This window comes from Desulfovibrio simplex (assembly GCF_055387835.1).
This window is the reverse complement of sequence record NZ_AP042377.1, coordinates 3,637,817-3,658,848: the sequence shown is the minus strand read 5'-3', so window position 1 is coordinate 3,658,848 and position 21,032 is coordinate 3,637,817. Positions and strand designations below refer to the sequence as shown.

The 21,032-nt window shown below is 60.0% G+C and carries 22 protein-coding genes; 7 read left to right on the top strand and 15 right to left on the bottom strand.

Annotation, left to right across the window (positions count from 1 at the left end; all coding sequences use genetic code 11):
- Positions 1-3: 3 nt before the first annotated feature.
- The gene (gene ahbB, locus ACZ5DH_RS14870; RefSeq protein ID WP_464255016.1) at positions 4-483 is read right to left on the bottom strand and encodes a siroheme decarboxylase subunit beta; all 480 of its coding nucleotides are present in this window, start codon (positions 481-483) and stop codon (positions 4-6) included.
- 16 nt (positions 484-499) lie between these two features.
- Here ahbB and ACZ5DH_RS14865 point away from each other — a divergent pair, with 16 nt between their 5' ends.
- Positions 500-751 (top strand): hypothetical protein, encoded by a 252-nt coding sequence (locus ACZ5DH_RS14865; protein WP_464255015.1) that lies wholly within the window; start codon positions 500-502, stop codon positions 749-751.
- Here ACZ5DH_RS14865 and ACZ5DH_RS14860 read toward each other — a convergent pair.
- From ACZ5DH_RS14860 to ACZ5DH_RS14830, 7 genes are all read right to left on the bottom strand, one after another.
- Positions 748-1,302 (bottom strand): hypothetical protein, encoded by a 555-nt coding sequence (locus ACZ5DH_RS14860; RefSeq protein WP_464255014.1) that lies wholly within the window; start codon positions 1,300-1,302, stop codon positions 748-750. The two genes, ACZ5DH_RS14865 and ACZ5DH_RS14860, sit on opposite strands and share 4 nt — an antisense overlap.
- 1,112 nt (positions 1,303-2,414) lie before the next feature.
- The gene (locus ACZ5DH_RS14855; protein ID WP_022659825.1) at positions 2,415-2,681 is read right to left on the bottom strand and encodes an RNA recognition motif domain-containing protein; all 267 of its coding nucleotides are present in this window, start codon (positions 2,679-2,681) and stop codon (positions 2,415-2,417) included.
- 904 nt (positions 2,682-3,585) lie between these two features.
- Positions 3,586-4,944 carry a replicative DNA helicase gene (gene dnaB / locus ACZ5DH_RS14850; RefSeq protein WP_464256570.1) on the bottom strand — a complete coding sequence of 453 codons (1,359 nt, stop codon included), beginning with the start codon at positions 4,942-4,944 and terminating at the stop codon, positions 3,586-3,588.
- Positions 4,945-5,123: 179 nt separating this feature from the next.
- Positions 5,124-5,627, bottom strand: coding sequence for a 50S ribosomal protein L9 (rplI, locus tag ACZ5DH_RS14845; protein ID WP_464255013.1), 504 nt, complete (start codon positions 5,625-5,627; stop codon positions 5,124-5,126).
- Between the two features lie 9 nt (positions 5,628-5,636).
- On the bottom strand, positions 5,637-5,900 hold the full coding sequence (rpsR, locus tag ACZ5DH_RS14840) for a 30S ribosomal protein S18 (protein WP_179979999.1): 264 nt from the start codon (positions 5,898-5,900) through the stop codon (positions 5,637-5,639).
- Entirely contained in the window at positions 5,901-6,209 is a 309-nt protein-coding gene (gene rpsF / locus ACZ5DH_RS14835; RefSeq protein WP_291301708.1) for a 30S ribosomal protein S6, read from the bottom strand. It lies immediately after the preceding gene.
- 206 nt (positions 6,210-6,415) lie between these two features.
- A complete protein-coding gene (locus ACZ5DH_RS14830; RefSeq protein WP_464255012.1) occupies positions 6,416-7,333 on the bottom strand; it encodes a hypothetical protein in 918 nt (305 codons plus the stop codon).
- Between the two features lie 303 nt (positions 7,334-7,636).
- On the opposite strand from ACZ5DH_RS14830, the gene tgt reads away from it, so the two are divergent.
- Both tgt and ggt read left to right on the top strand, forming a co-directional pair.
- Entirely contained in the window at positions 7,637-8,776 is a 1,140-nt protein-coding gene (gene tgt / locus ACZ5DH_RS14825) for a tRNA guanosine(34) transglycosylase Tgt (protein ID WP_464255011.1), read from the top strand.
- Between the two features lie 418 nt (positions 8,777-9,194).
- On the top strand, positions 9,195-10,853 hold the full coding sequence (ggt, locus tag ACZ5DH_RS14820; protein WP_464255010.1) for a gamma-glutamyltransferase: 1,659 nt from the start codon (positions 9,195-9,197) through the stop codon (positions 10,851-10,853).
- A 659-nt stretch (positions 10,854-11,512) separates the two neighbouring features.
- Here the strand turns inward: ggt and ACZ5DH_RS14815 are convergent.
- The 5 genes from ACZ5DH_RS14815 to ACZ5DH_RS14795 form a co-directional block, all read right to left on the bottom strand.
- Complete coding sequence (locus tag ACZ5DH_RS14815) at positions 11,513-11,794, bottom strand: hypothetical protein (RefSeq protein ID WP_179980004.1); 282 nt, start codon at positions 11,792-11,794, stop codon at positions 11,513-11,515.
- Between the two features lie 50 nt (positions 11,795-11,844).
- A complete protein-coding gene (locus ACZ5DH_RS14810; RefSeq protein ID WP_464255009.1) occupies positions 11,845-12,075 on the bottom strand; it encodes a hypothetical protein in 231 nt (76 codons plus the stop codon).
- A 67-nt stretch (positions 12,076-12,142) separates the two neighbouring features.
- On the bottom strand, positions 12,143-13,675 hold the full coding sequence (locus ACZ5DH_RS14805; RefSeq protein ID WP_464255008.1) for a fused MFS/spermidine synthase: 1,533 nt from the start codon (positions 13,673-13,675) through the stop codon (positions 12,143-12,145).
- 304 nt (positions 13,676-13,979) lie between these two features.
- Positions 13,980-14,456, bottom strand: coding sequence for a nucleoside deaminase (locus ACZ5DH_RS14800; RefSeq protein WP_464256569.1), 477 nt, complete (start codon positions 14,454-14,456; stop codon positions 13,980-13,982).
- Between the two features lie 101 nt (positions 14,457-14,557).
- On the bottom strand, positions 14,558-15,226 hold the full coding sequence (locus ACZ5DH_RS14795) for an LOG family protein (protein WP_464255007.1): 669 nt from the start codon (positions 15,224-15,226) through the stop codon (positions 14,558-14,560).
- Positions 15,227-15,693: 467 nt separating this feature from the next.
- Here ACZ5DH_RS14795 and ACZ5DH_RS14790 point away from each other — a divergent pair, with 467 nt between their 5' ends.
- Genes ACZ5DH_RS14790 through miaA form a run of 4 tightly spaced genes read left to right on the top strand, consistent with a single transcriptional unit; the run spans position 15,694 to position 19,376 of the window.
- A complete protein-coding gene (locus ACZ5DH_RS14790) occupies positions 15,694-17,304 on the top strand; it encodes an MBL fold metallo-hydrolase (protein ID WP_464255006.1) in 1,611 nt (536 codons plus the stop codon).
- Between the two features lie 15 nt (positions 17,305-17,319).
- Complete coding sequence (gene rsmD / locus ACZ5DH_RS14785; protein ID WP_464255005.1) at positions 17,320-17,871, top strand: 16S rRNA (guanine(966)-N(2))-methyltransferase RsmD; 552 nt, start codon at positions 17,320-17,322, stop codon at positions 17,869-17,871.
- Positions 17,868-18,407, top strand: coding sequence for a pantetheine-phosphate adenylyltransferase (gene coaD, locus ACZ5DH_RS14780; RefSeq protein ID WP_464255004.1), 540 nt, complete (start codon positions 17,868-17,870; stop codon positions 18,405-18,407). Before rsmD ends, coaD begins: the two co-directional genes overlap by 4 nt.
- 48 nt (positions 18,408-18,455) lie before the next feature.
- Positions 18,456-19,376 (top strand): tRNA (adenosine(37)-N6)-dimethylallyltransferase MiaA, encoded by a 921-nt coding sequence (gene miaA / locus ACZ5DH_RS14775; RefSeq protein ID WP_464256568.1) that lies wholly within the window; start codon positions 18,456-18,458, stop codon positions 19,374-19,376.
- A gap of 336 nt (positions 19,377-19,712) precedes the next feature.
- Here the strand turns inward: miaA and ACZ5DH_RS14770 are convergent, their stop codons facing one another.
- Positions 19,713-20,366 carry a carbonic anhydrase gene (locus ACZ5DH_RS14770; RefSeq protein WP_464255003.1) on the bottom strand — a complete coding sequence of 218 codons (654 nt, stop codon included), beginning with the start codon at positions 20,364-20,366 and terminating at the stop codon, positions 19,713-19,715.
- A gap of 244 nt (positions 20,367-20,610) precedes the next feature.
- Positions 20,611-20,898: a hypothetical protein gene (locus ACZ5DH_RS14765; RefSeq protein WP_464255002.1), complete on the bottom strand. Its 288-nt coding sequence runs from the start codon at positions 20,896-20,898 to the stop codon at positions 20,611-20,613.
- Positions 20,899-21,032 lie beyond the last annotated feature (134 nt).

Genomic DNA, 21,032 nt, shown 5'->3' with positions numbered 1-21,032 from the left:
CCTTCAGGCGAAGTACGTCATAGAAATTTTTTTCAGTTCCTTGAGGCTGCGCAGGATGGCGTGTTCCTTCAAGTCAGTCATGTTCATGATGTCTTCCACCACCCCAAGGCACTCGGCCTCGCTGCGCCCGTGAATCATCGTATACAGCTCGTAGGGCCAGTCAGCGGCGGCGCTCGGACGGTAGTAGGCGTGCGAAATATGGTTGTGTTCGGCCACCTTGCGGCCACAACTCTCAACCTGTTCAGGCTTTACCTTCCAGGCGACCATGGCGTTGTGCGTCCAGCCGGTCTTCTGGTGCTTGATGCTCGCGCCAAAACGGCGTATGGCCCCGGATTCCTTGAGGCGGCCAAGCAGCTCAAGCACCTGGGCTTCGCTCATTCCCGCCTGTTCCGCCAGATCGGCGTAAGGGGTGAGGCTGTCGGGCAGATTATCCTGCACAATGCGCAGGACCGCTTGTTCTTCTGGGCTGAATTGATGGCTCATGAATTCTCCGGGAGGAATGAAGAAGCCGCGCGGCAAATGGCGCGGCAGCCGGTCTGTGTCCGCTGTTGTGGCGCTGACCCGGCCCGGAAATACCGGGCCGGGTGAAAAAACAGGTCTGGACCAGATTAACTTTGAAATGCTTCACATTTCAAAGTTGTCATTCAGCCGAAAAATGCGATTTCCGGCTGAATCCACGCCACGTTGTGGCGCGCTGCACTTTCGTGCAGCGCCAGAGCACTTAAACTTTTTCAAAGTTAAAATGCTCTAGCGCGTAAACGAGCGTGCAAAAAGATTCTGAATGGCTACGCGGCCATTATCCTCAAGAAAGCGTGTACCCGTGGCGGCAAAGTGCGCGTATTCGATGGTGGGGTTTTCCACCTGCGCCCATTTGTCTTTCTGCCAGGTAAGCCAGGCATTACGGGGCTGATCAAAAACCAGCAGGGGTTTGTTGCATATCTTGGCAAACTCCGCGCCCCATCCGGTTCCACCCTTGACCGTACCGTCCGGCTGCACCGCGCCCACCACAATGACCTGCTCGCCGCTGCTGACCTGCCAGCATATGGATTGCAACACCTTGCGGAACAGGGGCGCCCGCGTATACTCGCGGTTCATGAGGCGCGAAACATAGGTAAGGCTCACATCCTTCAGGGCCAGTTCCTCTGAAGTCAGCACACGTACACCCCGCGTGCGTTCGATCTGATGTCCTTCAAAGCCGTAGTTCACTTCTTCCATGCCCCAGCTTTCAGCCAGAGCGCCGAAAAACTGTTCGGTTCCGGCGGCGCCGCCGCTGTAAAGCACACATTGTTTGGGGTTGAGCATGCTGCCTCCTCAAGGATTGTTGCGCCGGGCAAGATTGCAGTTGGTGACCTGTTGATCCGGCGGAAGCGTCATGCCCCATAATGGCAAAAATTACAGCGCTCGGCAAGGCGGCCCGGCCAAAGAAATGGCAACCGCGTCAGGACGACGGACCGCATAACACAGGCTTGGCCCGCCGCAATTGCGCAACGCAGGCAAAGCCGGCGGCGGACAATAGACCAGAAGATTTTAGCCGCATATATCCGGGCGGCAGCGTGAGCAGGCGACAGATGTAACGAACCAGACGCAGGCGCAGCGGTTACTCAGGGCCTGTGGATGCTTCAGACATTGCGCCGGGGCAAATCCGCGGCTTCAAAGCCGGTGAGACAGCATGGTATGGCACTGACAGCCCGCATGATGAGTGCGTAAGACCACGGCGTGTTCCACCAAGGCTGCCGCCCATGGCAGGCTAGCGATACGCAACACAGCATGTTTACAGGATAAAGCACTACCGGTTATCCGGTCAGCCACGGCCGGACGACGCGCCCTACCCATTGCGAATACACATCATCAAGGGGAATCTCCCTCAACAGACACCCGGCCTACAGCGGGCAAAAAGGCGCGCAAGCCCGAAATATTTACATGCGGTATGGTAAAGCGGGTTCACCCTGAAATGCTTCGAAGGCTGCGCGAGAAGCGCTTGCGGCAGAGGCGTAAACGCCAAATATACGGACGGGTATGCGAGCGGATTTGCAAAGGAATAGCGAACGGTTACGCGCCAGAGCGGGCGTCTTGGCCGTTGAGACCGCGCATTCTCAAAAAGTAGTTTGCTGTAGCGATGTGTGCGATAAAGAAAACGCACGAATCATGAGATGCCCTGTGCGCCAGATCAGGCTGACAGGAATGCAGACAGGCTGGTGTGCTGGAGCCTCAAGCGCCCCGCACCACTGCGAGCGGGCTCGTCAAACCCATGAAGGGGCAAACCATTCAGGGAGTTGCCGGGCCCGCACTTAAAGTGAACCCCAAAACCGTGCCGCGCTGGCAGGCCTGTGCCAATGGCGCAGCGCCTTAGCGGCGACTGTGCGGCAGGACAAAAAACGCCCCGGTTACAGGGCGTTAAGGTCCGTTGCCTAGTCCTAGTAACGGGGCTGGCGAGGAGCCCTGGGTTTGGCTTCGTTGACGCGCAACGTGCGACCACCAAAGCTGAAGTTGTCAAGAGCTTCAATGGCGGAATCGGCTTCGCCGTCTTCCATTTCCACAAAGCCAAAGCCACGGGCACGGCCGGTATCCCTGTCGCTAACGAGTTTCACGGACAGAACGCTGCCGTATTCGGCAAAAAGATCCTGAACCTGTTCTTCAGTAGCGGACCAGGGAAGGTTCCCGACATAAATGGACTTGGACATGAAACACCCTCACAAAAAAAACAATCTTCCCGCGCTCCCATCCAGTAAAACGTATTACCGGTACGCGGCACATGGCAATCACAGAAACACGCTTTTTCTAGCTTGTCAACGAAAGTACAAAAAAAAGTTGGCATTGCGCAGTTTTTGCGTGATAAAATCCGTGATGCAAGGAAATTACTGGAAGTTTTCTAAAAAAGATATTCAATTTTGGCGCGCCGTTAAGCATATGATACATCTGCAACATCCGACATATCGCCATACACCTCAAGGCAGTGCTGCATTCAATTCAGAGTAATTACATTGGATACCATACCCCAGATGCGGCAGAAGCATGTATTGTGCGTATAACCAAGCCTGCGCAATACTCTTTTTGTACACCTTTAGGCGCTGATAAATTCCAGAAATATTGTGTGAAAATATGCGCAATATAGGCGAATGCTTTTGACAGCCTATGCAGCCTCAAATTCCGCCTCTTACTCATATTTCACCACAACAATCATGGCCAGCCCGCGTGCCGCATGCCCTTTCGTGAAAAATCAGGGGTTGGCGCGGCAAGCGCAACAGCGCGCATACGGCGGTGTTGCGCGGGCTGGCAAGGGTGCAGGCCCGGCGTGCGCATGGCCTTCATAAGAGCCCGAAAAAGCACGGCTGGAACTTGAGAAAGAAGCACTGGAAGGGTTGGCCCAATCAGCTTTGAGTGTGACCAGCCTTGAGAGTGTCCAGCCTTGAGAGCGCGTGAACCCCGGAACGGGGCTGGCGCTGAAAACCGGCTCTCCACAGGGCGTTCCTGTACCCGATGGCGCTGGAAATAAAGATTTCAGGGGGAGTGGGCGTGAGGGAGGCGACCCTTTTGCAAAAGGGTCGCCTCCCTCACAAAAAGCTCTGGATGCAGATCGAAGGGATGCTAGCTACCTTCAGACGGGGGCGGCGACCAGTCGGGGGCCATATCCTCAAAGGAGGTATAGGGCGACAGGTACATGAGTTCGGCAACGCCCACAGGGCCGTTACGCTGTTTGCCGATGATGATTTCGGCCACGCCCTGTGGCGGACGCTCGGCGGGTTTGACAAACTTGTACACGTCGTCGCGGTAGACAAACATGATGACGTCGGCGTCCTGCTCGATAGCGCCGGATTCGCGCAAGTCCGAAAGCATGGGCCTTTTGTCGCTGCGCTCTTCGACCTTGCGGTTCAGCTGCGAAAGAGCGACCACAGGCACCTGCATTTCCTTGGCGAGCCCCTTGAGAGAGCGCGAGATGTCTGAAATTTCCAGTTCGCGTGAATCCGTGCGGCGGCTGGTGCGCATGAGTTGCAGATAGTCCACCACCACCATGCCCAGCCCCTTGTCCGCCTTGAGGCGGCGGGCGCGGGCGCGCAGCTCGAGCGTGGTCAGGGCGGGCGTATCGTCAATAAATATGGGTGCGCGGGCCACCACGTCCGCTGCAGTGTACAGTCGCTGCCAGTCTTCGTCCGTGAGCATGGACGGGCGGCGCAACTTGGAAAGGTCCACCTTGCCCCACACGGCCAGCATGCGCTGCATGAGCTGCTCCTTGCTCATTTCCAGCGAGAACACGGCAACGGGCACGTTCTGGCGCACGGCGGCGTGCAGCGCCATGCACATGGAAAACGCCGTCTTGCCCATACTGGGGCGGGCCGCCACGATGATGAGATCCGAAGCCTGGAGCCCGGCAGTGAGCTTGTCCAGCCGGGTGTAGCCTGTGGTGACGCCGGTGATGACGTCCTTGGCGTCGGCCAGACGGGACAGGTTGTCAAAAACCCTGTCCAGCAGTTCGCGCGTGGGGGTGAAGTCACGCCCGGAGGTGCGCTGCGAAATGGCGAAAACCGCCTGCTCCGATTCGTCGAGCAGTGTTCCCACTTCAAGGGAAGCGTCGTAGCAGTTGGTGATAATGCCGGAACAGGCCTCAATAAGGCCGCGCTGCAGGGCTTTGTCGCGCACGATGGTGGCGTAGTATTCGGCGTTGGCTCCCGACACCACGGCCTGGGCCAGATCGCCAAGATAGACGGCGCCGCCCGCCTCTTCAAGCGCATTGCGGCTCTTCAGCATTTCCGCCGTGGACAGCAGGTCTATGGGCGCGGACTTGCGGTAAAGCTCAAGAAAGGCGTTGTAGATGGTAACGTGGGCCGGCAGATAGAAATCCTCGGCCGCCAGCTGATCCACAATGGCGTGCATGAGTTGGGGGCGCATAAGCACGCCGCCAAGAACGGCCTGCTCCGACTCCACACTGTGGGGCGGCACACGGCGCAGCAGATCGGCTTCAGCCCTGTCAGCGGCGCTGCCCTGGCTGCCCTGGCGGCTCTTGAAGCCGCCCTGCCCCTGCTGACCGCCCCTTGAGCCACGGCCAGCGCCGTTCTGCCCAAAAGGCGCGCCCCCGGCCTCGGGGCCGGGGGCGGAGCCATGATCACCGTGGGAAACCACTATATCCCCTATTCGGAGGCCTCGGCTTCTTCAGCGGGAGCTGCAGGAGCGGGCTCTTCAAAGGACTGGTGGTCGGACACGACCTTCACCGGCACCACGGCGATGACGCTGGGATGCAGGCGGATGCGCACCGGGTGTTCGCCCAAGGTGCGGATAGGAGCGTCCATAAGAATGCGACGGCGGTCAACATCCACACCAAGGGCGGCGATGGCATCGCCGATGATGGTGGTGGTGACGGAACCGTACAGCTTGTCATTGTCGCCCACATGCATGGTGATAACCACTTCAAGGGCTTCGAGACGAGCCTGCATTTCCTGAGCTTCGCCACGCAGGGAATCCATGCGGGCCTGGAGCTTTTTGCGCTCCTGCTCAAAAACTTTCAGATTGGCCTGCGAGGCCACCATGGCCAGGCCCTGGGGCAACAGAAAGTTGCGGCCGTAACCGGGCTTGACTTCAACCACATCACCAAGACTGCCGAGGTTTTCTACGTCGGCGCGAAGTATCAGTTTCATATGCGCCTCCTAGATGTTGCTCTTTTTCTTGACGCCGGAATCGTGCGTAGCGGTGTAGATGAGCAGGGCCATCTGACGGGCACGCTTGATTTCACGGGTCAACAGGCGCTGGTGGTGCGCGCAGGTGCCGGTGATGCGACGGGCGATGATCTTGCCGCGCTCGGTGATGAAGTCGCGCAGGATATCAGGACGCTTGTAGTTCAGGGGCAGGTCTTTGTCTGCGCAGAAGCGGCAGAACTTGCGCCGAGGGGCAAATTTCTTCTTGAAGGCCATTTAGGCAACCTCCCCGGCCACTTCATCGGCCAGCTTGACGGTCACAAACTTGAAGATGCCGTCAGTCATGCGAATGTTGCGTTCCAGTTCGGCCACCAGGGTAGCCGGGCTCTGGTACACCAGACGCACATAGTAACCGCGCATCAGCTTGCGCACCGGGTAGGCGAGATCGCGCATGCCCCAGTTGTCCACTTCTTCCATGGCGCCCTTTTCACGCTCGATAACCGCGGTGAGGGTGTTTATGATGCCCTCGCGGTTTTCGGCGGAAAGCTCCGGTGAAAGGAGCAGCAGGGTTTCAAATTTCCGCATTGTGGTTCTCCTTTTGGATTGGCAGCCCGCACACACGGGTGCGAGCAAGGAACGAGATGTATACTGCCCGACATGCGCGCTGTCAAGCCCCGGCGGCGCAAACGTCCACCGGGCGCTGCGGGCATGACGCAAAACAAGGTAATGCGGGCAGGCTCAAAGCACTACGCCACGGCATGGCACAGATCCGGTGGCAAGTCGGTCGAAGCTTATGGACAAGGACAGGCACAGCGGGAGGGCTTTTCGGTCAGCAGGCAAAAATCGTTATTGATCCAGTCGCTCAAGACCGCCACACCGTCCTCGCCAACCCTGTCCCACGCGCCATGACCACTGCAGTCTGCCTGCCACACCTGAACAAAACGCAGACGAAGCGAAAGCCGCCGCAGGGTGCCGCTGTACAGGCTTTCCACACAGTGAGAGACCACAGGCGCAACGCAACGCTTGCGCCCCGGCCCGCAGAGCACGATGCAGAGCAGCATTTGCGTTCCCGTAAGCCTGCGGTAGCGTTCGTTCTCTTCCACTTCATCAATTTCAATGCGCGCCCCGCTGGCAGAGATATTGATGAGCTTAAGCCGTGACGGTTCGCCCTGTCTGAAAGTAAAGTCCGCAGACCCCAGTTCGCGCCAGTGCTTGGGCAATTTGCCCCGCAGCCACAAATCCACGGTCTTCACCATTCCCACAGAAGGAAAGACCCTTTCGTGCTTGCGCAGGCTGCGCTGCACATAGGCATGAGGCATGGCGACTTCTATTTCGCAAAAGCGCTTTTCAGGTTCCAGGTGATTATGGATAATGCGGGTCTTGCACAAAAAACCGGCCCGCGCCTGACCGGGCGACATCTTGAATGTATTGACGAGAAACGTGCGGGGAAGATTGAAATACAGCAGACACTGCTCGTCGTTGAGCGCGTCTGGCAAAAACTTGGTGGCGGACACGAGCCGAAGGCTTTTGTCGCCCAGCGCCATGATGCGGCAATAGACGTTGTCCATCTGGCGATTACGGTCAGTGAACAGCACTTCCACACAGACATGGTGCGCCAGGGCCGCGCGCAACAGGGCCATGACCGGGACCTTGTGCGCCGGGGCGTTCTTCTGGCCGGAAAGACGCATAAAGCGGCTAAAAAAAAGCATTCTCCTTCCTCGCGCAGGGGACTCCCCAGGACTTGTGCAAAGTGGCCTCCGCATAACTACGGATGTCTATTTTTTTATGCAGTTATTCGTTTTCTGTCAAACTATCGCCGCCCGCGCCAGCCTGCCGGTTCCGTCCGCATATCCGCTCTCCCAGGCACTGGTCAGTCCCTGCGTCAATCACCCGCAAACAGCAGCTACCGCACGCGCGCAAACAGCGTCAACCCGCGACTGCCCGCAGCTGCCGCCCACGTGCAGCCCGCCAGCCCCTTGCATCTGATGCCGCTTGCATATAGTGTGCGCGGCATGTCTGATTCCATATTTACCATAGAACACAGGGACGGGGCCGCACGGGCCGGGCTCCTGCGCACGGCGCACGGCGTCATCCCCACGCCCATCTTTATGCCCGTGGGCACCGTGGGTTCGGTCAAGGCCATTGCGCCCGACGACCTCGCGGCCATCGGCGCGCCTGTCATCCTGGGGAACACCTACCACCTGTACCTGCGGCCCGGCGACGAACTTGTGGCCCGACGGGGCGGCCTGCACGAATTCGCCTCCTGGCCCGGCGCCATTCTTACGGACAGCGGCGGCTTTCAGGTTTTCAGCCTCAGCTCCCTGCGCAAGATCCGCGAAGAAGGGGTGGAGTTTCGCTCCCACCTTGACGGATCACGCCACCTTTTCACGCCGGAAAAGGTGCTGCAGATCCAGCGCAATCTCAATTCGGACATCATGATGGTGCTGGACGAGTGCGTGCCCTACGGCGCGGACTACGACTATACGGCAAAATCCCTGGCCCTCACCACGCGCTGGGCGCAGCGCGCCAGAGCGGCCTACCCCGCGGGCACGGCGCACAATCTGCTCTTCGGCATTACCCAGGGCGGCTTTCACAAAGACCTGCGCAAACGCTCGGTTGAGGAGCTCTGCGGCATCGATTTTGACGGTTTTGCCATCGGCGGCCTTTCCGTGGGCGAGCCCAAGGCGCAGATGTACGACCTGCTCTACCACACCGCTCCCCTGCTGCCCGGATACAAGCCCCGCTATCTCATGGGCGTCGGTACCCCGCTGGACATAGCCAACGGCATCAACGCCGGGGTGGACATGTTCGACTGCGTGCTGCCTACCCGCAATGCCCGCAACGGCACGCTCTATACCTCACAGGGCAAGATCAACATCAGGCGCAAGCAGTTCGCCGAAGATGACGGCCCCCTGGACCCCAACTGCAACTGCTACACCTGCCGCACCTTTTCGCGCGCCTATCTGCGGCACCTGTACGCCAGTCAGGAACTGCTGTCCTTCCGGCTCAACTCCCTGCACAATCTGACCTATTTTCTCGACCTTGCCCGCAATGCGCGGCAGGCCATTGTGGAAGGACGCTATACCGATTTTCTGGCGGGCATCGAGGCCCTGTACCCCGACGAAGCGGCCAGGGCCGCCGGGGGCGCGTAAGCCGGGAGAAAGGCCTGAATGAAATGCCTGGGTGAAATGCTTTGTGGGGGAGGGACCCTTTTGCAAAAGGGTCCCCTCCCCCACGCCCCCACCCCCTAAAACTCTCATTGTGTTTACGTAGAGCACCAGACAGTGTCGTCACGAGATGAATTTCCTGTCATATCAAGGTGAAATTCGACGCAGAAATAACTGGAAAGGCGCTCGTGACGACACTGCCTGAGCGTTTCCCGATCTGGCACGGGGATTCCCGGACAGCATCTTTCCGCATCACGCATTTCAAAACATATCTGCTCCGGCCTGCGCCCAGGCCACGGCCCGTCCTTTGCTCCTTGCGGCTTCCTGTGGCATACTGCCCGCGAAACACTCCGGCGCGCCCGGCACGCCGGATTTCCTGCGGGACAGCCAGCACGAGGTCACAATGCAATCCAGACACCGGTATTCCTTCACGTCTTCCACTGCCAGCAATCCCCTGAGCTTGCGGGGCATGATCACAAGCCCCCACTATCTGGCCTCCCAGGCGGGACGCGACATCCTGCGCAAGGGCGGCACCGCCGTGGATGCGGCCATTGCCGCAGCCGCCGTGCTTTCTGTGGTCTATCCCCATATGTGCGGCCTTGGCGGAGACAACTTCTGGCTCATTTATGATGCGGCCACACAGAACCTGCGCTCGCTCAACGGCAGCGGCAGGGCGGCGCAGGCGGCCACCGCCGCCCACTATACTGAGCGCGGCCACAAGACCGTGCCCACGCGCGGCCCGCTGGCGGCGCTGACCGTTCCGGGCGCTGTGTCCGGCTGGGGCGCGGCTTTTGCGCACAGCAAAAAAATCATGGACTCGCCCCTGAACTGGGCCGACTTGCTGGCCCCGGCACAGGAACACGCATCCCACGGGTTTGCCGTGTCCCATTCCCTGGCGAACGGTCTGGCCCTTGTGAGCAGCGGCAAGCCGAACTACAGCCTGCATCGCTCCGAGGGTTTCCGCAGCCTGTACTTTACGCCAGAAGGACACCCGCCGGGCTTTGGCGCTGTCATGCGCCAGCCGCAACTGGCCGAAACACTGGCCCGGCTGGCCGCCAACGGGCCCCAGGAATTTTATGAAGGCCACACGGCGCGGGCCATCATCAGCTCCCTGCAACGGCAGGGCGGCCTGCTCACGCACAAGGACCTCGTCAGTCACACGGCGGACTGGACCGACCCCCTGCGGGTGGACTACAGAGGCTATACGGCCTGCACGCCGCCGCCCAACTGCCAGGGCTTGGCCACACTGGAAATTCTCAATATCCTCAATCAGATGGACGTGGATATTCTGGGCGAGGGCACTGCCGACTACTATCACGTCATGGCTGAAGCCACCCGCGAAGCCTTTATCGACCGCCAGCACTATCTGACGGACCCCGATTTTGCCGACATTCCCACGCAGCGCCTGCTTTCATCCGAGCACGGCAGGCGGCAGGCGGCGCGCATCCACATGGACAGGCACGCGGACGCCCTGCCCCCCCTGCCCCCCGGCGGCGACACCATCTGGCTTGGCGCTGTGGACGCGGCAGGCAACGCGGTGTCGCTCATACAAAGCATCTATCATGAGTTCGGTTCGGGCGTGGTGGCGGACAACGCGGGCTTTGTGCTGCAAAACAGGGGCTGCGCCTTTGCCCTTGACCCAAAGCACGTCAACTGCCTGCTGCCGGGCAAACGCACCCTGCATACCCTGACGCCCGCCATGCTGCTCAAGGACGGGCAGCCCCACCTTGTGTACGGCAGTATGGGCGGCGACGGCCAGCCGCAGACCATAGCGGCCATGACCACGCGCATTGTGGATTTTGGCATGAGCCCGCAGGACGCCGTCAACGCGCCGCGCTGGCTGCTGGGCCGAAGCTGGGGCGAAGAATGCAACGACCTCAAGCTTGAGGGGCGCATCCCTGAAAGCGTCGCGCAGGAGTTGGCCCGGCGCGGGCACGTGGTGCGGCGAATGGACGACTTCACGGAACTGATGGGACACGCCGGGGCCATACTGCGGCGGCCCAACGGCGTCTGGCAGGGGGCCGCGGACCCGCGCGGCGACGGCCAGGCAGCGGCTCTCTAGCGGCACTGCAAATGTAAGGTAATGTGTTGAAAGGCTTTGTGGGGGAGGGACCCTTTTGCAAAAGGGTCTCCTCCCCCACGCCCCCACCCCCTAAAACTTTTATATTAATCAGTATAATACAGAGCTTATTCCGGTTTGGAAGAGGGCGCGACGCAGAGTTCTTCAACCGGCACGCATCTGCATTCACAGAAATTTTGGACATGGCCGCCTTGGGCATGCCAAACACCGCAAAAACGGCGAACCACAGGTCTGACCTGTGGCTCGCCGTTTTTGCGGTGCTTGGCGCGAGTTACACGGGCACGCTGCACCTTCACTGTAACGACTGCGCGCGCAGCCGCCTGAGCAATGTTACCATGAAGCTCCCTGGACAGTGTTGTCGCGAGATGAATTTCCAGTCATATCAAGAAGAACGCGCCCTTTATGCAGGGAGTGTCCTCTGACGGTACTCGACCGGAATACAAGGCGACGTTCGACACAGAAATACCTGGAAAGGCGCTCGTGACGACACTGCCTAGAGCATTTTCACTTTGAAATTGCTCTGGCGACTGCGTGAGCAGGCGCCCGCAGCGAAGGCGTAAGCGCAATTTATTTGCGCTGTTAAGCGCCGGAGCATGCGTGTCTTAAACTTTGAGAATGTCCATTCTCAAAGTTAATTTGGTCTAGTTTATCCAGCTGCTGAGCGCGTCCACAATCTTGCGGGCCTGCTCGGCGCTGGAAATGGTAAATTTGGACTGCTGGCGGTACTCGCCGCCGGACTTTTTGTACCGCCGGATAACATACACGTCCGGCCCGAAATCGTCCTTTTCAGGCTGCCACTGCTGGTAGCGGAAGAGTATGGTCGTCCACAGCCCCTTGCTCAGCACAACCTTGTCCAGTTCGTTCACAATAATCTGGCCGTTTTCTTCAAACTGTACTGTAAGATCGTCAATGGTTTCGTTCAAAATGCATTCTCCCTGCGGGGGCTTGTGAGCGCTCGCCTGACCGAGCAAAATTATCCGGCGTAGTTTGCCAGCAGGCCCCGGATATCTTCAGGAAGCTGCGGCGGGGTCAGTACCATTTCCGCCGGGCCGGGGCCGTATTTGCTGGCGACAATCGCACCCGCCGCGGACAGAGCCATCAACCGTTCGGTCATGGTGAGTTCCTGTCCGGCAGCCAGTTTATTGCCAAGTATGGTCAGAACATTTTCACTCAAGCTCAGCGGACTCACTGTACTGAATTGCATGGACCGCCTCCTCTGGTTTTGTTGCAGATGCTACATTTTTCGCCCCGGCATCGCAAGAGGCTGGCGTTCACTGCCGTAGCAGCATAAGCGCATAGCGCTCCACTGGGGCAAAGTCGTCCGCAAGAGGTGGCGTGTCAAAAACCAGCGAACCCGTAAAACGGGTTGCCAGCATGGCGGCCATGCCCGCGTCGGCGTTTACGCCCGCGTCTTCTGCCCGTGTCGTTTCCCAGGCAATGCCCTCCCTTTTTTCAGGAAAGGCCACAACCATAAGGTTCTGTACTTCATCCGGCCTGTCGGGCCGGGACACGCAGAACACCCGCACTTCTTCGAAAGCTGTGGACAAAGCCCCGTATATGCCCTGAAACAGGCGTCCGTCCTCGCCGTTCACAGCGGAGATGACGTTCATGAGCAGGGCGCCCCCCGGAGCAACGGCCTGCCGCATGGCCCGCGCGGCTTCCACTGTGCCCATCTGGAAAGGCACCGCGTAGTGCGAGTTGAACACATCCACGAAAACAAGATCATACTGCCCCCGCTGCCGGTTCAGAAAGGCCCTGGCGTCCTCGTGCCGCACCGTGAGGCGCGCGTCGTCCTTGAGGCCGAACCAGCGGCGGGCGGTTTCAGTCATGGCCGGGTCAATTTCCACCACGGTCATGCGCACTTCGTCGGGCGCGGCCAGCGCCGACTTGCCCGCCAGAATCCACTTGGGCACGGAATAGCCGCCCCCGCCGAGCATAAGCACGGAACGGGCCTGGGGCGCAAAGCGCGGACCAAGGGCGTAAAATCGCGTATACTGAAAATAGAGTTCCGCCGGGTCGTCCAGATACATGCCCGACTGGCTGTAGCCGGGATCCGTGGCCATAAGCCGGACGGCGCGGCCGCCCTCGCCCCAGTCCATGCCTTCATAGACGCGTATGCTGTTGTAGGGGCTTTCCACAAGCCGCACTCCTCCCCTGCCTTCCTGCCAGCTTCCGTACATGCCGTTCATGACCGCGCCGATCAGGCACAGGGCCAGCAGGGCAGCGCGAACCTTGCCGCCGCGCGCCGCGTTGCACAATGAAAGCGCCAGCATGCACACGGCCACGCCCCAGAGGATGCTGCCGCTGCCGAAAAAGGAAATAAGCACAAAGCCGCCCAGAAAGGTGCCAAGAATGCTGCCCGCCGTGGAGAGAGCGTACAGCCGCCCCACCGTGGCCCCGGCAGTGTCGACGCTGCCGATGCGCAGGCGGATGGCATAGGGGCTTATGGCGCCGAAAAACAGGGCGGGCAGGGCAAAAATGCCCACAGCGGCGGCCACGGCGGCCACGTACAGATTGCTGATGCCCTCTGTGACCCACTGGCCCACCAGTGAGTGACACAGGGCCGTAAGCGCGCTGCCAAGGCCGGCTCCGGCCAGGGCCAGGGCCAGTCCCCGGCGCGAAAGATGCCTGTCGGCCATGCGCCCGCCCGCCCACGCTCCCAGAGCCAGGCAGGCCAGCACCACACCGATGAGGCTTGTCCAGACGATGGCCGAGGTGCCCACATAGGGGGCCAGCACGCGCGCGCCCACCATTTCCAGCACCATAACCAGCGCGCCGCTAAAAAAAACCGTCAGTTCCAGCATGGCGTTCCTTTTGGGGTCCAGCCCCTGGCGGTTGGGGCGAAGCTTCGGTGGCGCGGCACAAGCCGCGCAAGAGACGCTTCCCCACAGTCATCATTCAGAGCAGACCAACGTTGAAAACGCGCTGCTTCAAGGTGTATAAACGCCCGGCACGCTCACCGGCAGGCGAACAGGCAGGGCGTGTGAATTGGCGGCCCCGTCTGCCCGCACAGCAGCCGGTCCGTTTTATTGGCCGGAGCCGTGTCATTAAAAGCTCCCAACAGTCGGAGCAGTCCTGCCAAATCCTGCGGCTTTGGCGGCGAACTTCCTATTCTTCACGCCGGACGGCAAAAAAATCGCGCAGCAGTTCCGCGCATTCCGCGCCGCGCACGCCGCCCATATGCCAGAGGCTGTGATTGGCGCTCTGCGCGTCAAAATACTCGGCACGCGAGATGACGGCCCCGGCCAGCGAATCGGCCGCCCCGTAAACCACTCCGGCAAGGCGGGCATGGATGCAGGCCGCGGCGCACATGGCGCAGGGCTCAAGGGTGACCACCAGCACACAGCCCCCAAGCCGGTAGTTGCCAAAAACACGTCCGGCCCGGCGCAGGGCCAGAATTTCGGCGTGGGCAGTGGGATCGTGCAGGCCCACCGGGGCGTTGCCCTCTTCCGCCAGCACCGTGCCGTCGGGGGCCGCAATAACCGCGCCCACGGGTATTTCTCCGGCGGCGGCGGCCAGTCGGGCGCGCTCAAGAGCGCGCCCCATGAGGCTCTCCCAGCTATGCCCCGACGGTGCGGGAGGCACAGGCCCGGCTGGCGTAAAAACGCGAACTCCCCCATCCCCGGAGGCCGGGCCGCCGGAATGGGGGGAGAAAGGGTCCGATGCGTGCCGCCTCATGCAGCGTCCTAAAGAATAACGATTTTGCGCAGATGACTGGCCACTTCTTCAGGCGTGTCGCACACGGTGATGAGCCGGTCAATTTCCTTTTCCCTGATAAAACCGCGCGCGGCCATATTCTTGCGCAGCCATTCCACCATGCCGCTCCAGAAGCTGGAATCATACAGCACGATGGGGAAGGCGCGTGTACGTCCGGTCTGGGCCAGCACAAAGGCTTCGGAAAGCTCGTCAATGGTGCCCATGCCGCCGGGCATGACCACGTAGGCCATGGCGTATTTGACGAACATGAACTTGCGGATGAAAAAATAACGGAAGTTACAGCGGGTTTTCACATACGGGTTGCAGCCCTGCTCGTGCGGCAGGTGGATGTGCAGCCCAATGGACTCGCCCCCCGCGTCAAAAGCGCCCTTGTTGGCCGCTTCCATAACGCCGGGGCCGCCGCCGGTGATGATGCCGAAACCGGCTTCAACCAGCAGACTCGAAATTTTTTCGGCATCCTTGTATTCCTGCGTGTCCGGCGTGCTGCGGGCCGAACCGAAGATGGATATGCAGTTGACCTTGAGGGCGTTGAGGGTATCCAGAGCTTCCACCATTTCGGCCATGATGCGGAAAGTACGCCAGGATTCGGTGGTGACAGAAGCAAGATCGTCCACAATATTCTGTTGCAGTTCAGGCATGAATTCTCCTTAGGGTATCTTCCGTGGCTCCCGGAAAAAACAGACGCAAAAAACGTCAGCAACGGCTGATTGCCGCGGCTTTGTCGGGCTTCCGGGCGGAAGCGCGTAAACGGGCCGGGGGTTTGCTGCCGCCCGGCGAACCAGAGTGGCAGTATATGTGGGCGGCGCGGTAAAGGCAATGCACGGCCCATCGCAGGAGGAAAACCGGGGCAAAGCCGCGTCAGTCGGCGGACGGCAGACGGCGCGGGCTTGACGCTGCGCGCCCCAAGCGGCTATGGAAAAAAGTCCCCGAACGCGACCTGCGGCCATCACACGACCGCGCGCACTGCGTTTTGCACGCCGCGCCCTGTACAGCACCGGGTTTTGCGGCGACGGGGCACGTCAGACGGAAAACAGCAGCCTGCCTGCCCTCCGCCGCGACGGACTTTGCGGCTGCTTCTGGCCGTTACTTTTTATCGGAGGCCACGATGAAGGTTCAACTTCTGGGCGCGGCACAAACCGTGACAGGTTCCTGCTACATGATTGAGGCGTGCGGCAAGCGATTTTGCGTCGACTGCGGCATGCACCAGGGCAACAAGGCCATTGAGGCACGCAACAGGGAAACTGAAGTCTACCGCCCCACAGATATTGACTTCATCCTCATCACCCACGCCCATATCGACCATTCCGGCCTGCTGCCAAAGCTGGTGCGTGAAGGGTTTGCAAACACCGTGTACTGTACCAAGGCCACAAGCGAACTGCTGGACCTCATGCTGCAGGACAGCGCCCATATTCAGGAAATGGAAGCCCAGTGGGAAGCCAAAAAATACATGCGGCGCGGGCTGAAAAATCCCCCCGCAGCCCTCTACACCGTGGCGGACGCGCAAAAAGCCGTCAGCCTCTTTTCTTCGGTGGACTACCACAAGACCTTTGAACCTGCTCCCGGTATCAGCGTCACGTATTACGACGCCGGGCACATCCTCGGTTCCGGCTCACTGCGCATCGAAGCCGCCGAAAACGGCAAAACCACCAGCCTCATTTTTTCGGGCGACATCGGCCGCCCGCAGTCCCTTATCGTGCGCAGCCCCGAAAACCCGCCCCAGGCCGACTATGTGTTTATGGAATCCACCTACGGCGACCGTGACCACAAGGATGAGGACGTAAGCGATCAGGAGTTGGCCGACGCCATCGCCTACAGCTACGGCAAGGGCGAAAAAGTCATCATTCCCGCCTTTGCCGTGGAGCGCACCCAGGAGGTGCTGTACTGCCTGCATGTGCTCAGCAAAAAAGGCCAGTTGCCCGAAGACATGCCCGTGTATGTGGACAGCCCCCTGGCCATCCGCGCCACCGAGGTCTTTGAACGCAACCGCGAGCTTTTTGACGACGCCGCGCAAAAGATGCTCAATAACGGCGACAACCCCTTCTCCCTGCCCAATCTGCGCTACACGCTGTCAGTGTCGGAATCGCAGGCCATCAACGACTACAAGGGCCCGGCCATCGTCATTTCGGCCAGCGGCATGTGCAACGCGGGCCGTATACGCCACCATCTGCGCCACAACATCTGGAAGCCCGGCGCAAGCATCGTCTTTGTGGGTTATCAGGCCGTGGGCACACCGGGCCGCAAAATTGTTGAAAAAGCCAAAAAAATAACCCTGTTCGGTGAGGATATGGACGTTGCCGCCCGTATTTTCACCATCAACGGCTTTTCAGGCCATGCCGGACAAAGCCAGCTTCTTGAATGGCTGGCCCCTCTGGCGCACAACTGCGCCCAGGTGGTGCTGACCCACGGTGAATCCAAGGCCCAGGAAACCCTGGCCGGGCTCATACATGAGCGCTTTGCCATCACGCCGCACATAGCCTCCTACCTTGAGGAAATGACCTTGGTCGGCTGCCAGGTTGCCGAAACCATCATGCATGAAACCAAGGCCCACCCCAAGGTGGACTGGAATTTTCTTACCGACGAGGTGGAACGCAAGTGGGGCATGTTCAAGGGCAAGCTGGCCGATGTGGAAGCCCGTCCCTGGGTGGAACAGACCGACCTGCAGGAAGCTCTGGAAAAAATGGACTACGCCCTCACGCGCCTGATCTCGCGCATGTAGGCATATGGGAGTATCATGCGCATCATAGCAGGCCGCCTGGGCGGCCGGATTCTTAAAACTGTGGAAGGCGAGGGCTACCGCCCCGCCATGGGCAAAACCCGCGAGGCCCTCTTTTCCATGCTCGCCGCCCGTGGACTTGTCTGGTCCACGGCGCGGGTGCTGGATCTTTTTGCGGGCAGCGGCAGCCTTGCCTTCGAGGCCATCAGCCGTGGCGCGCCCCATGCCCTGCTGGTTGAAAATTCCGTGCAGGCCATGCGCTGCCTTCAGGCCAATGTGGAAACGCTGGGCGTGCAGGCCGAAACGGGTCTTGTCAAAGACGATGTGCTCAAGGTGCTCAAGCGTCCGCCGCAACAGCCCTATAACCTGGTTTTTATGGATCCGCCCTACCGCAAAAAACTTGCCGAACCGGCCCTGCGGCTGCTGGCGGCCCACCGCTGGCTCACGCCCGGAGCCTTTGTGACTGCGGAGATTGAAAAAGAGGCCAGCTTTGCCGTGCCTTCCGGATTCACCCTGGAAACTGACAGACTGTTGGGGCAAACCCGCGTCTGCATCTGGATAGCGTCATGAAAATAGCCATGTATCCCGGCACGTTCGATCCGATGACCAACGGACACCTCAGCCTCATCCGACGGGGCTGCGAGGTTTTTGACCAGCTCATCGTGGCGGTGGCCGACAATACGCCCAAGCGCCCCCTGTTCAACCATGAAGAGCGTGTGGCCATGGCCCGCGAGGCTCTCAAGGACGAACCCAAGGTCATTGTGGAACCCTTTTCGGGTCTGACGGTGGAATACGCCGCCCAGCGCGGGGCCTGCGTGCTGCTGCGCGGACTGCGCGCCGTCTCGGATTTTGAATACGAATTCCAGCTGGCCCTCATGAACCGCCGCCTGCAGCGCCATATCCAGACGGTGTTTCTCATGACCGACTACCAATGGCTGTTCATCAGTTCCACCATCGTCAAAGCGGCGGCCAGCCACGGAGCGGACATCAAGGGTCTTGTGCCTGAAAACGTGCGGCTGGCGCTTATGGAAAAATACGAAAAAGGCGAGGTTGCCCAGGCCACCCCCTGTCTTGCCCCGCCGCACAGCGGCTTTCGCACCTCATAACCGCCGGATGAGCCCATGCGGAACACGCATACCAGCAGCGGGGCGGCACTGGCTGCCCCGCTGCCTGTCATTTGCCTTGCGGGGCCTACAGGATCAGGCAAGACGGCCGCGGCGCTGGCCATGGCCGACGCCCTTGACGGCGAGGTCATCAATGCGGACTCCCGTCAGGTCTATGCGGATTTTCCCTGCATAACGGCGCAGCCCACGGCTGAAGAGCGCGCCCATTGCCCGCACCACCTCTACGGTTTTTTGCCCACAGCGCAAAAGATCAGCGCGGGCCGCTGGGCCGATCAGGCCACGGCGCTTGCCCGCGACATCCTCGCCAGGGGCAGGACTCCCCTGCTGGTGGGCGGCACAGGGCTGTACTTCAACACCCTGCTGCACGGCACGGCGCAGATTCCTCCGGTGGACCCGGCCCTGACCCAGGCCCTGACCGACCGCATGGAAGCCGAAGGCGCGGCGCGTCTGCACGCCGAACTGGCCCAGGTGGACCCGGCATACGCCGCCCGCATCCATCCCAATGACCGTCAGCGCATCGTGCGCGCCCTTGAAGTGCGGCAGGCCACGGGCAACCCCTTCACCTGGTGGCACAAAAACGCCATGAGCCCCCCGCCCTGCGCCGGGCCGCTGCTGGTGCTGGACGCCCCCCTCACATGGCTGGAACCCCGTCTGGCCCGCCGTCTCGACATGATGCTTGACGCAGGGGCCATGAATGAGGCCCGCGCGGCCCTTGAGCACTGCAACGACGACGGCGCGCCCGGCTGGTCCGGCATCGGCTGCGCCGAGGCCCTGGCCTTTCTGCGGGGCCGCCTGAACTTTGAAGAATGCCGCTCGCTCTGGCTGCGAAACACGCGCGCCTACGCCAAGCGGCAGCTCACCTGGTTTCGCGCCCGCAAGGAGGCCCTCTGGCTGCCCCCGGAAGATGTGGACGGCGTGGTTGCAGCCGCGCGCAGCCGCTGGGCGCGGTAGAGTAATGTTACTTTGAAATGCACTGTTATGCCTTGTGGGGAAGGGACCCTTTTGAAAAAGGGTCTCCTCCCCCACACCCCTCCCCCTAAAACTTTTGTGGTATTATGGGCGGGTATTGTGGGTATTCTGATCTGAAGCGGGCATTGCAGACCCCAGACATGTCTGACGGCGCGGCAACCTCACCAATGGCGGCAACACCGCTGGCGTGATGCCTTCAAAATAAAACTGCCCGCGTGTGCTGTGAACGCAAAAAAAGGCGGCCCGCTCCAAAAGCGGGCCGCCTGCGCGTTCCTGAAGCATCTTCCGCACAAAAAGCCACACGGCAAGGCCACACACCTACAACGCGGCTTCCGACCTGCTCAGTGACAGAAATTCGTGCTGGTCGGGATCATAGTATTCCATTTCGCCGGATTCGATATGGTAGAGCCAGCCATGGATATGCAGGGTGCCATTCTCCACCTTTTCCCTGACGTAAGGGTAGGTGAGCAGGTTTTCGATCTGGAAGACGATGGAGAGCTTTTCCGTCAGACGCAGCAGCCTGTCCTTGTCGGCATCTTTGCCAAGCGCGAGCAGGGCAAGCTCCTTGGCCTTCTTGCCAAGAGAAAGCCACTTCTTGGTGTGAACAAGCTGTTCGCCGCTGATTTCCTTGTACAGGGCTTCAATGGCTCCACAATAGGTATGGCCGCAGATGATGATCTCTGAAATATCCAGGGTGGTGACGGCGTATTCTATGCCGGAGGCCATGGCGTGATAGTCTTCGTCCGGCTTGTGGGGAGCCACAAAGTTGCCCACGTTGCGCAACACGAAAAGCTGGCCGGGAGGAGCGTTGGTTATTAGAGAGGGGATGACTCTGGAGTCGGCGCAGCCGATGAAGAGCGCTTTGGGATGCTGGCCGCTTCTGACAAGTTCCAGAAGTTGGGCTTCGTTTTTTTTGAAATAGTTTTTTTGAAACAATTCATTGCCCTGCAACAGGCTTTCAACACTCTTCATCAACGATCCTCCGTTATCGGTCAGGAGCTGCCGGCTCCATAGCCATATCCACAACAGGCGGACGTAAAACCGCACGCGCCCTCTCGACAGACCGGGTCTGGAACGGGCGGCGGGCCTCGAGCCTGCGGGCAATTTCATATAACACCCTATCTCCTTGGACGTAGAGTATCTTGGGGTGCAGGTCAAGAGCCGACAGCCTCCCCTGCGCCCCTGTCATGAGCGGCCGCACCACGCGGGGCCAACCTCAAGAAAATAATTTTAATTTACAGCATATTATCGTGAATATAATACCCTGGTGAAATTTTTGGCTTGTCCGGATATGCCCATGCAGGTCTTTTTTTTTCTGTTTGTTGGCGCAACGAAAACGGCTTTTTTGCTCAGACAAAAAAATTTCAAAAAAGCCACGGCCATGTGCCCATGTGCGCAAGCAGGCCCCATATTCGTCATAACGCACTGAATTGGTTTTTATTGGCGGATCGAATTTAATGAAAATTTTCCCAATCGCCTTGTTTTTCCAAGCATGAGAAGCCATTCCAAGATTGGCCCCTCCTTGACGTGTCTTCCTGCCTGCGATACCGTTGCAATATCTGCGTGTTTGCCCCCCGCAGGGATCGGCGGGGCCGGAGGATCCCGTCGCCAGGCGGCGGGTTTGGGGTAATGTCTGAA

What these genes read in the sequence shown, in the direction of transcription:
- rpsF (WP_291301708.1), bottom strand. Translation starts at nt 6,209, where the DNA reads ATGCGGAAATTTGAAACCCTGCTGCTCCTTTCACCGGAGCTTTCCGCC.
- rpsR (WP_179979999.1), bottom strand. Translation starts at nt 5,900, where the DNA reads ATGGCCTTCAAGAAGAAATTTGCCCCTCGGCGCAAGTTCTGCCGCTTC.
- ACZ5DH_RS14855 (WP_022659825.1), bottom strand. Translation starts at nt 2,681, where the DNA reads ATGTCCAAGTCCATTTATGTCGGGAACCTTCCCTGGTCCGCTACTGAA.
- ACZ5DH_RS14770 (WP_464255003.1), bottom strand. Translation starts at nt 20,366, where the DNA reads ATGAAGAGTGTTGAAAGCCTGTTGCAGGGCAATGAATTGTTTCAAAAA.
- ACZ5DH_RS14805 (WP_464255008.1), bottom strand. Translation starts at nt 13,675, where the DNA reads ATGCTGGAACTGACGGTTTTTTTTAGCGGCGCGCTGGTTATGGTGCTG.
- ACZ5DH_RS14860 (WP_464255014.1), bottom strand. Translation starts at nt 1,302, where the DNA reads ATGCTCAACCCCAAACAATGTGTGCTTTACAGCGGCGGCGCCGCCGGA.
- ACZ5DH_RS14765 (WP_464255002.1), bottom strand. Translation starts at nt 20,898, where the DNA reads ATGGCTTCTCATGCTTGGAAAAACAAGGCGATTGGGAAAATTTTCATT.
- rsmD (WP_464255005.1), top strand. Translation starts at nt 17,320, where the DNA reads ATGCGCATCATAGCAGGCCGCCTGGGCGGCCGGATTCTTAAAACTGTG.
- ahbB (WP_464255016.1), bottom strand. Translation starts at nt 483, where the DNA reads ATGAGCCATCAATTCAGCCCAGAAGAACAAGCGGTCCTGCGCATTGTG.
- ACZ5DH_RS14810 (WP_464255009.1), bottom strand. Translation starts at nt 12,075, where the DNA reads ATGCAATTCAGTACAGTGAGTCCGCTGAGCTTGAGTGAAAATGTTCTG.
- tgt (WP_464255011.1), top strand. Translation starts at nt 7,637, where the DNA reads ATGTCTGATTCCATATTTACCATAGAACACAGGGACGGGGCCGCACGG.
- coaD (WP_464255004.1), top strand. Translation starts at nt 17,868, where the DNA reads ATGAAAATAGCCATGTATCCCGGCACGTTCGATCCGATGACCAACGGA.
- ACZ5DH_RS14865 (WP_464255015.1), top strand. Translation starts at nt 500, where the DNA reads ATGAAGAAGCCGCGCGGCAAATGGCGCGGCAGCCGGTCTGTGTCCGCT.
- ACZ5DH_RS14795 (WP_464255007.1), bottom strand. Translation starts at nt 15,226, where the DNA reads ATGCCTGAACTGCAACAGAATATTGTGGACGATCTTGCTTCTGTCACC.
- ACZ5DH_RS14830 (WP_464255012.1), bottom strand. Translation starts at nt 7,333, where the DNA reads ATGCTTTTTTTTAGCCGCTTTATGCGTCTTTCCGGCCAGAAGAACGCC.
- rplI (WP_464255013.1), bottom strand. Translation starts at nt 5,627, where the DNA reads ATGAAACTGATACTTCGCGCCGACGTAGAAAACCTCGGCAGTCTTGGT.
- ggt (WP_464255010.1), top strand. Translation starts at nt 9,195, where the DNA reads ATGCAATCCAGACACCGGTATTCCTTCACGTCTTCCACTGCCAGCAAT.
- ACZ5DH_RS14790 (WP_464255006.1), top strand. Translation starts at nt 15,694, where the DNA reads ATGAAGGTTCAACTTCTGGGCGCGGCACAAACCGTGACAGGTTCCTGC.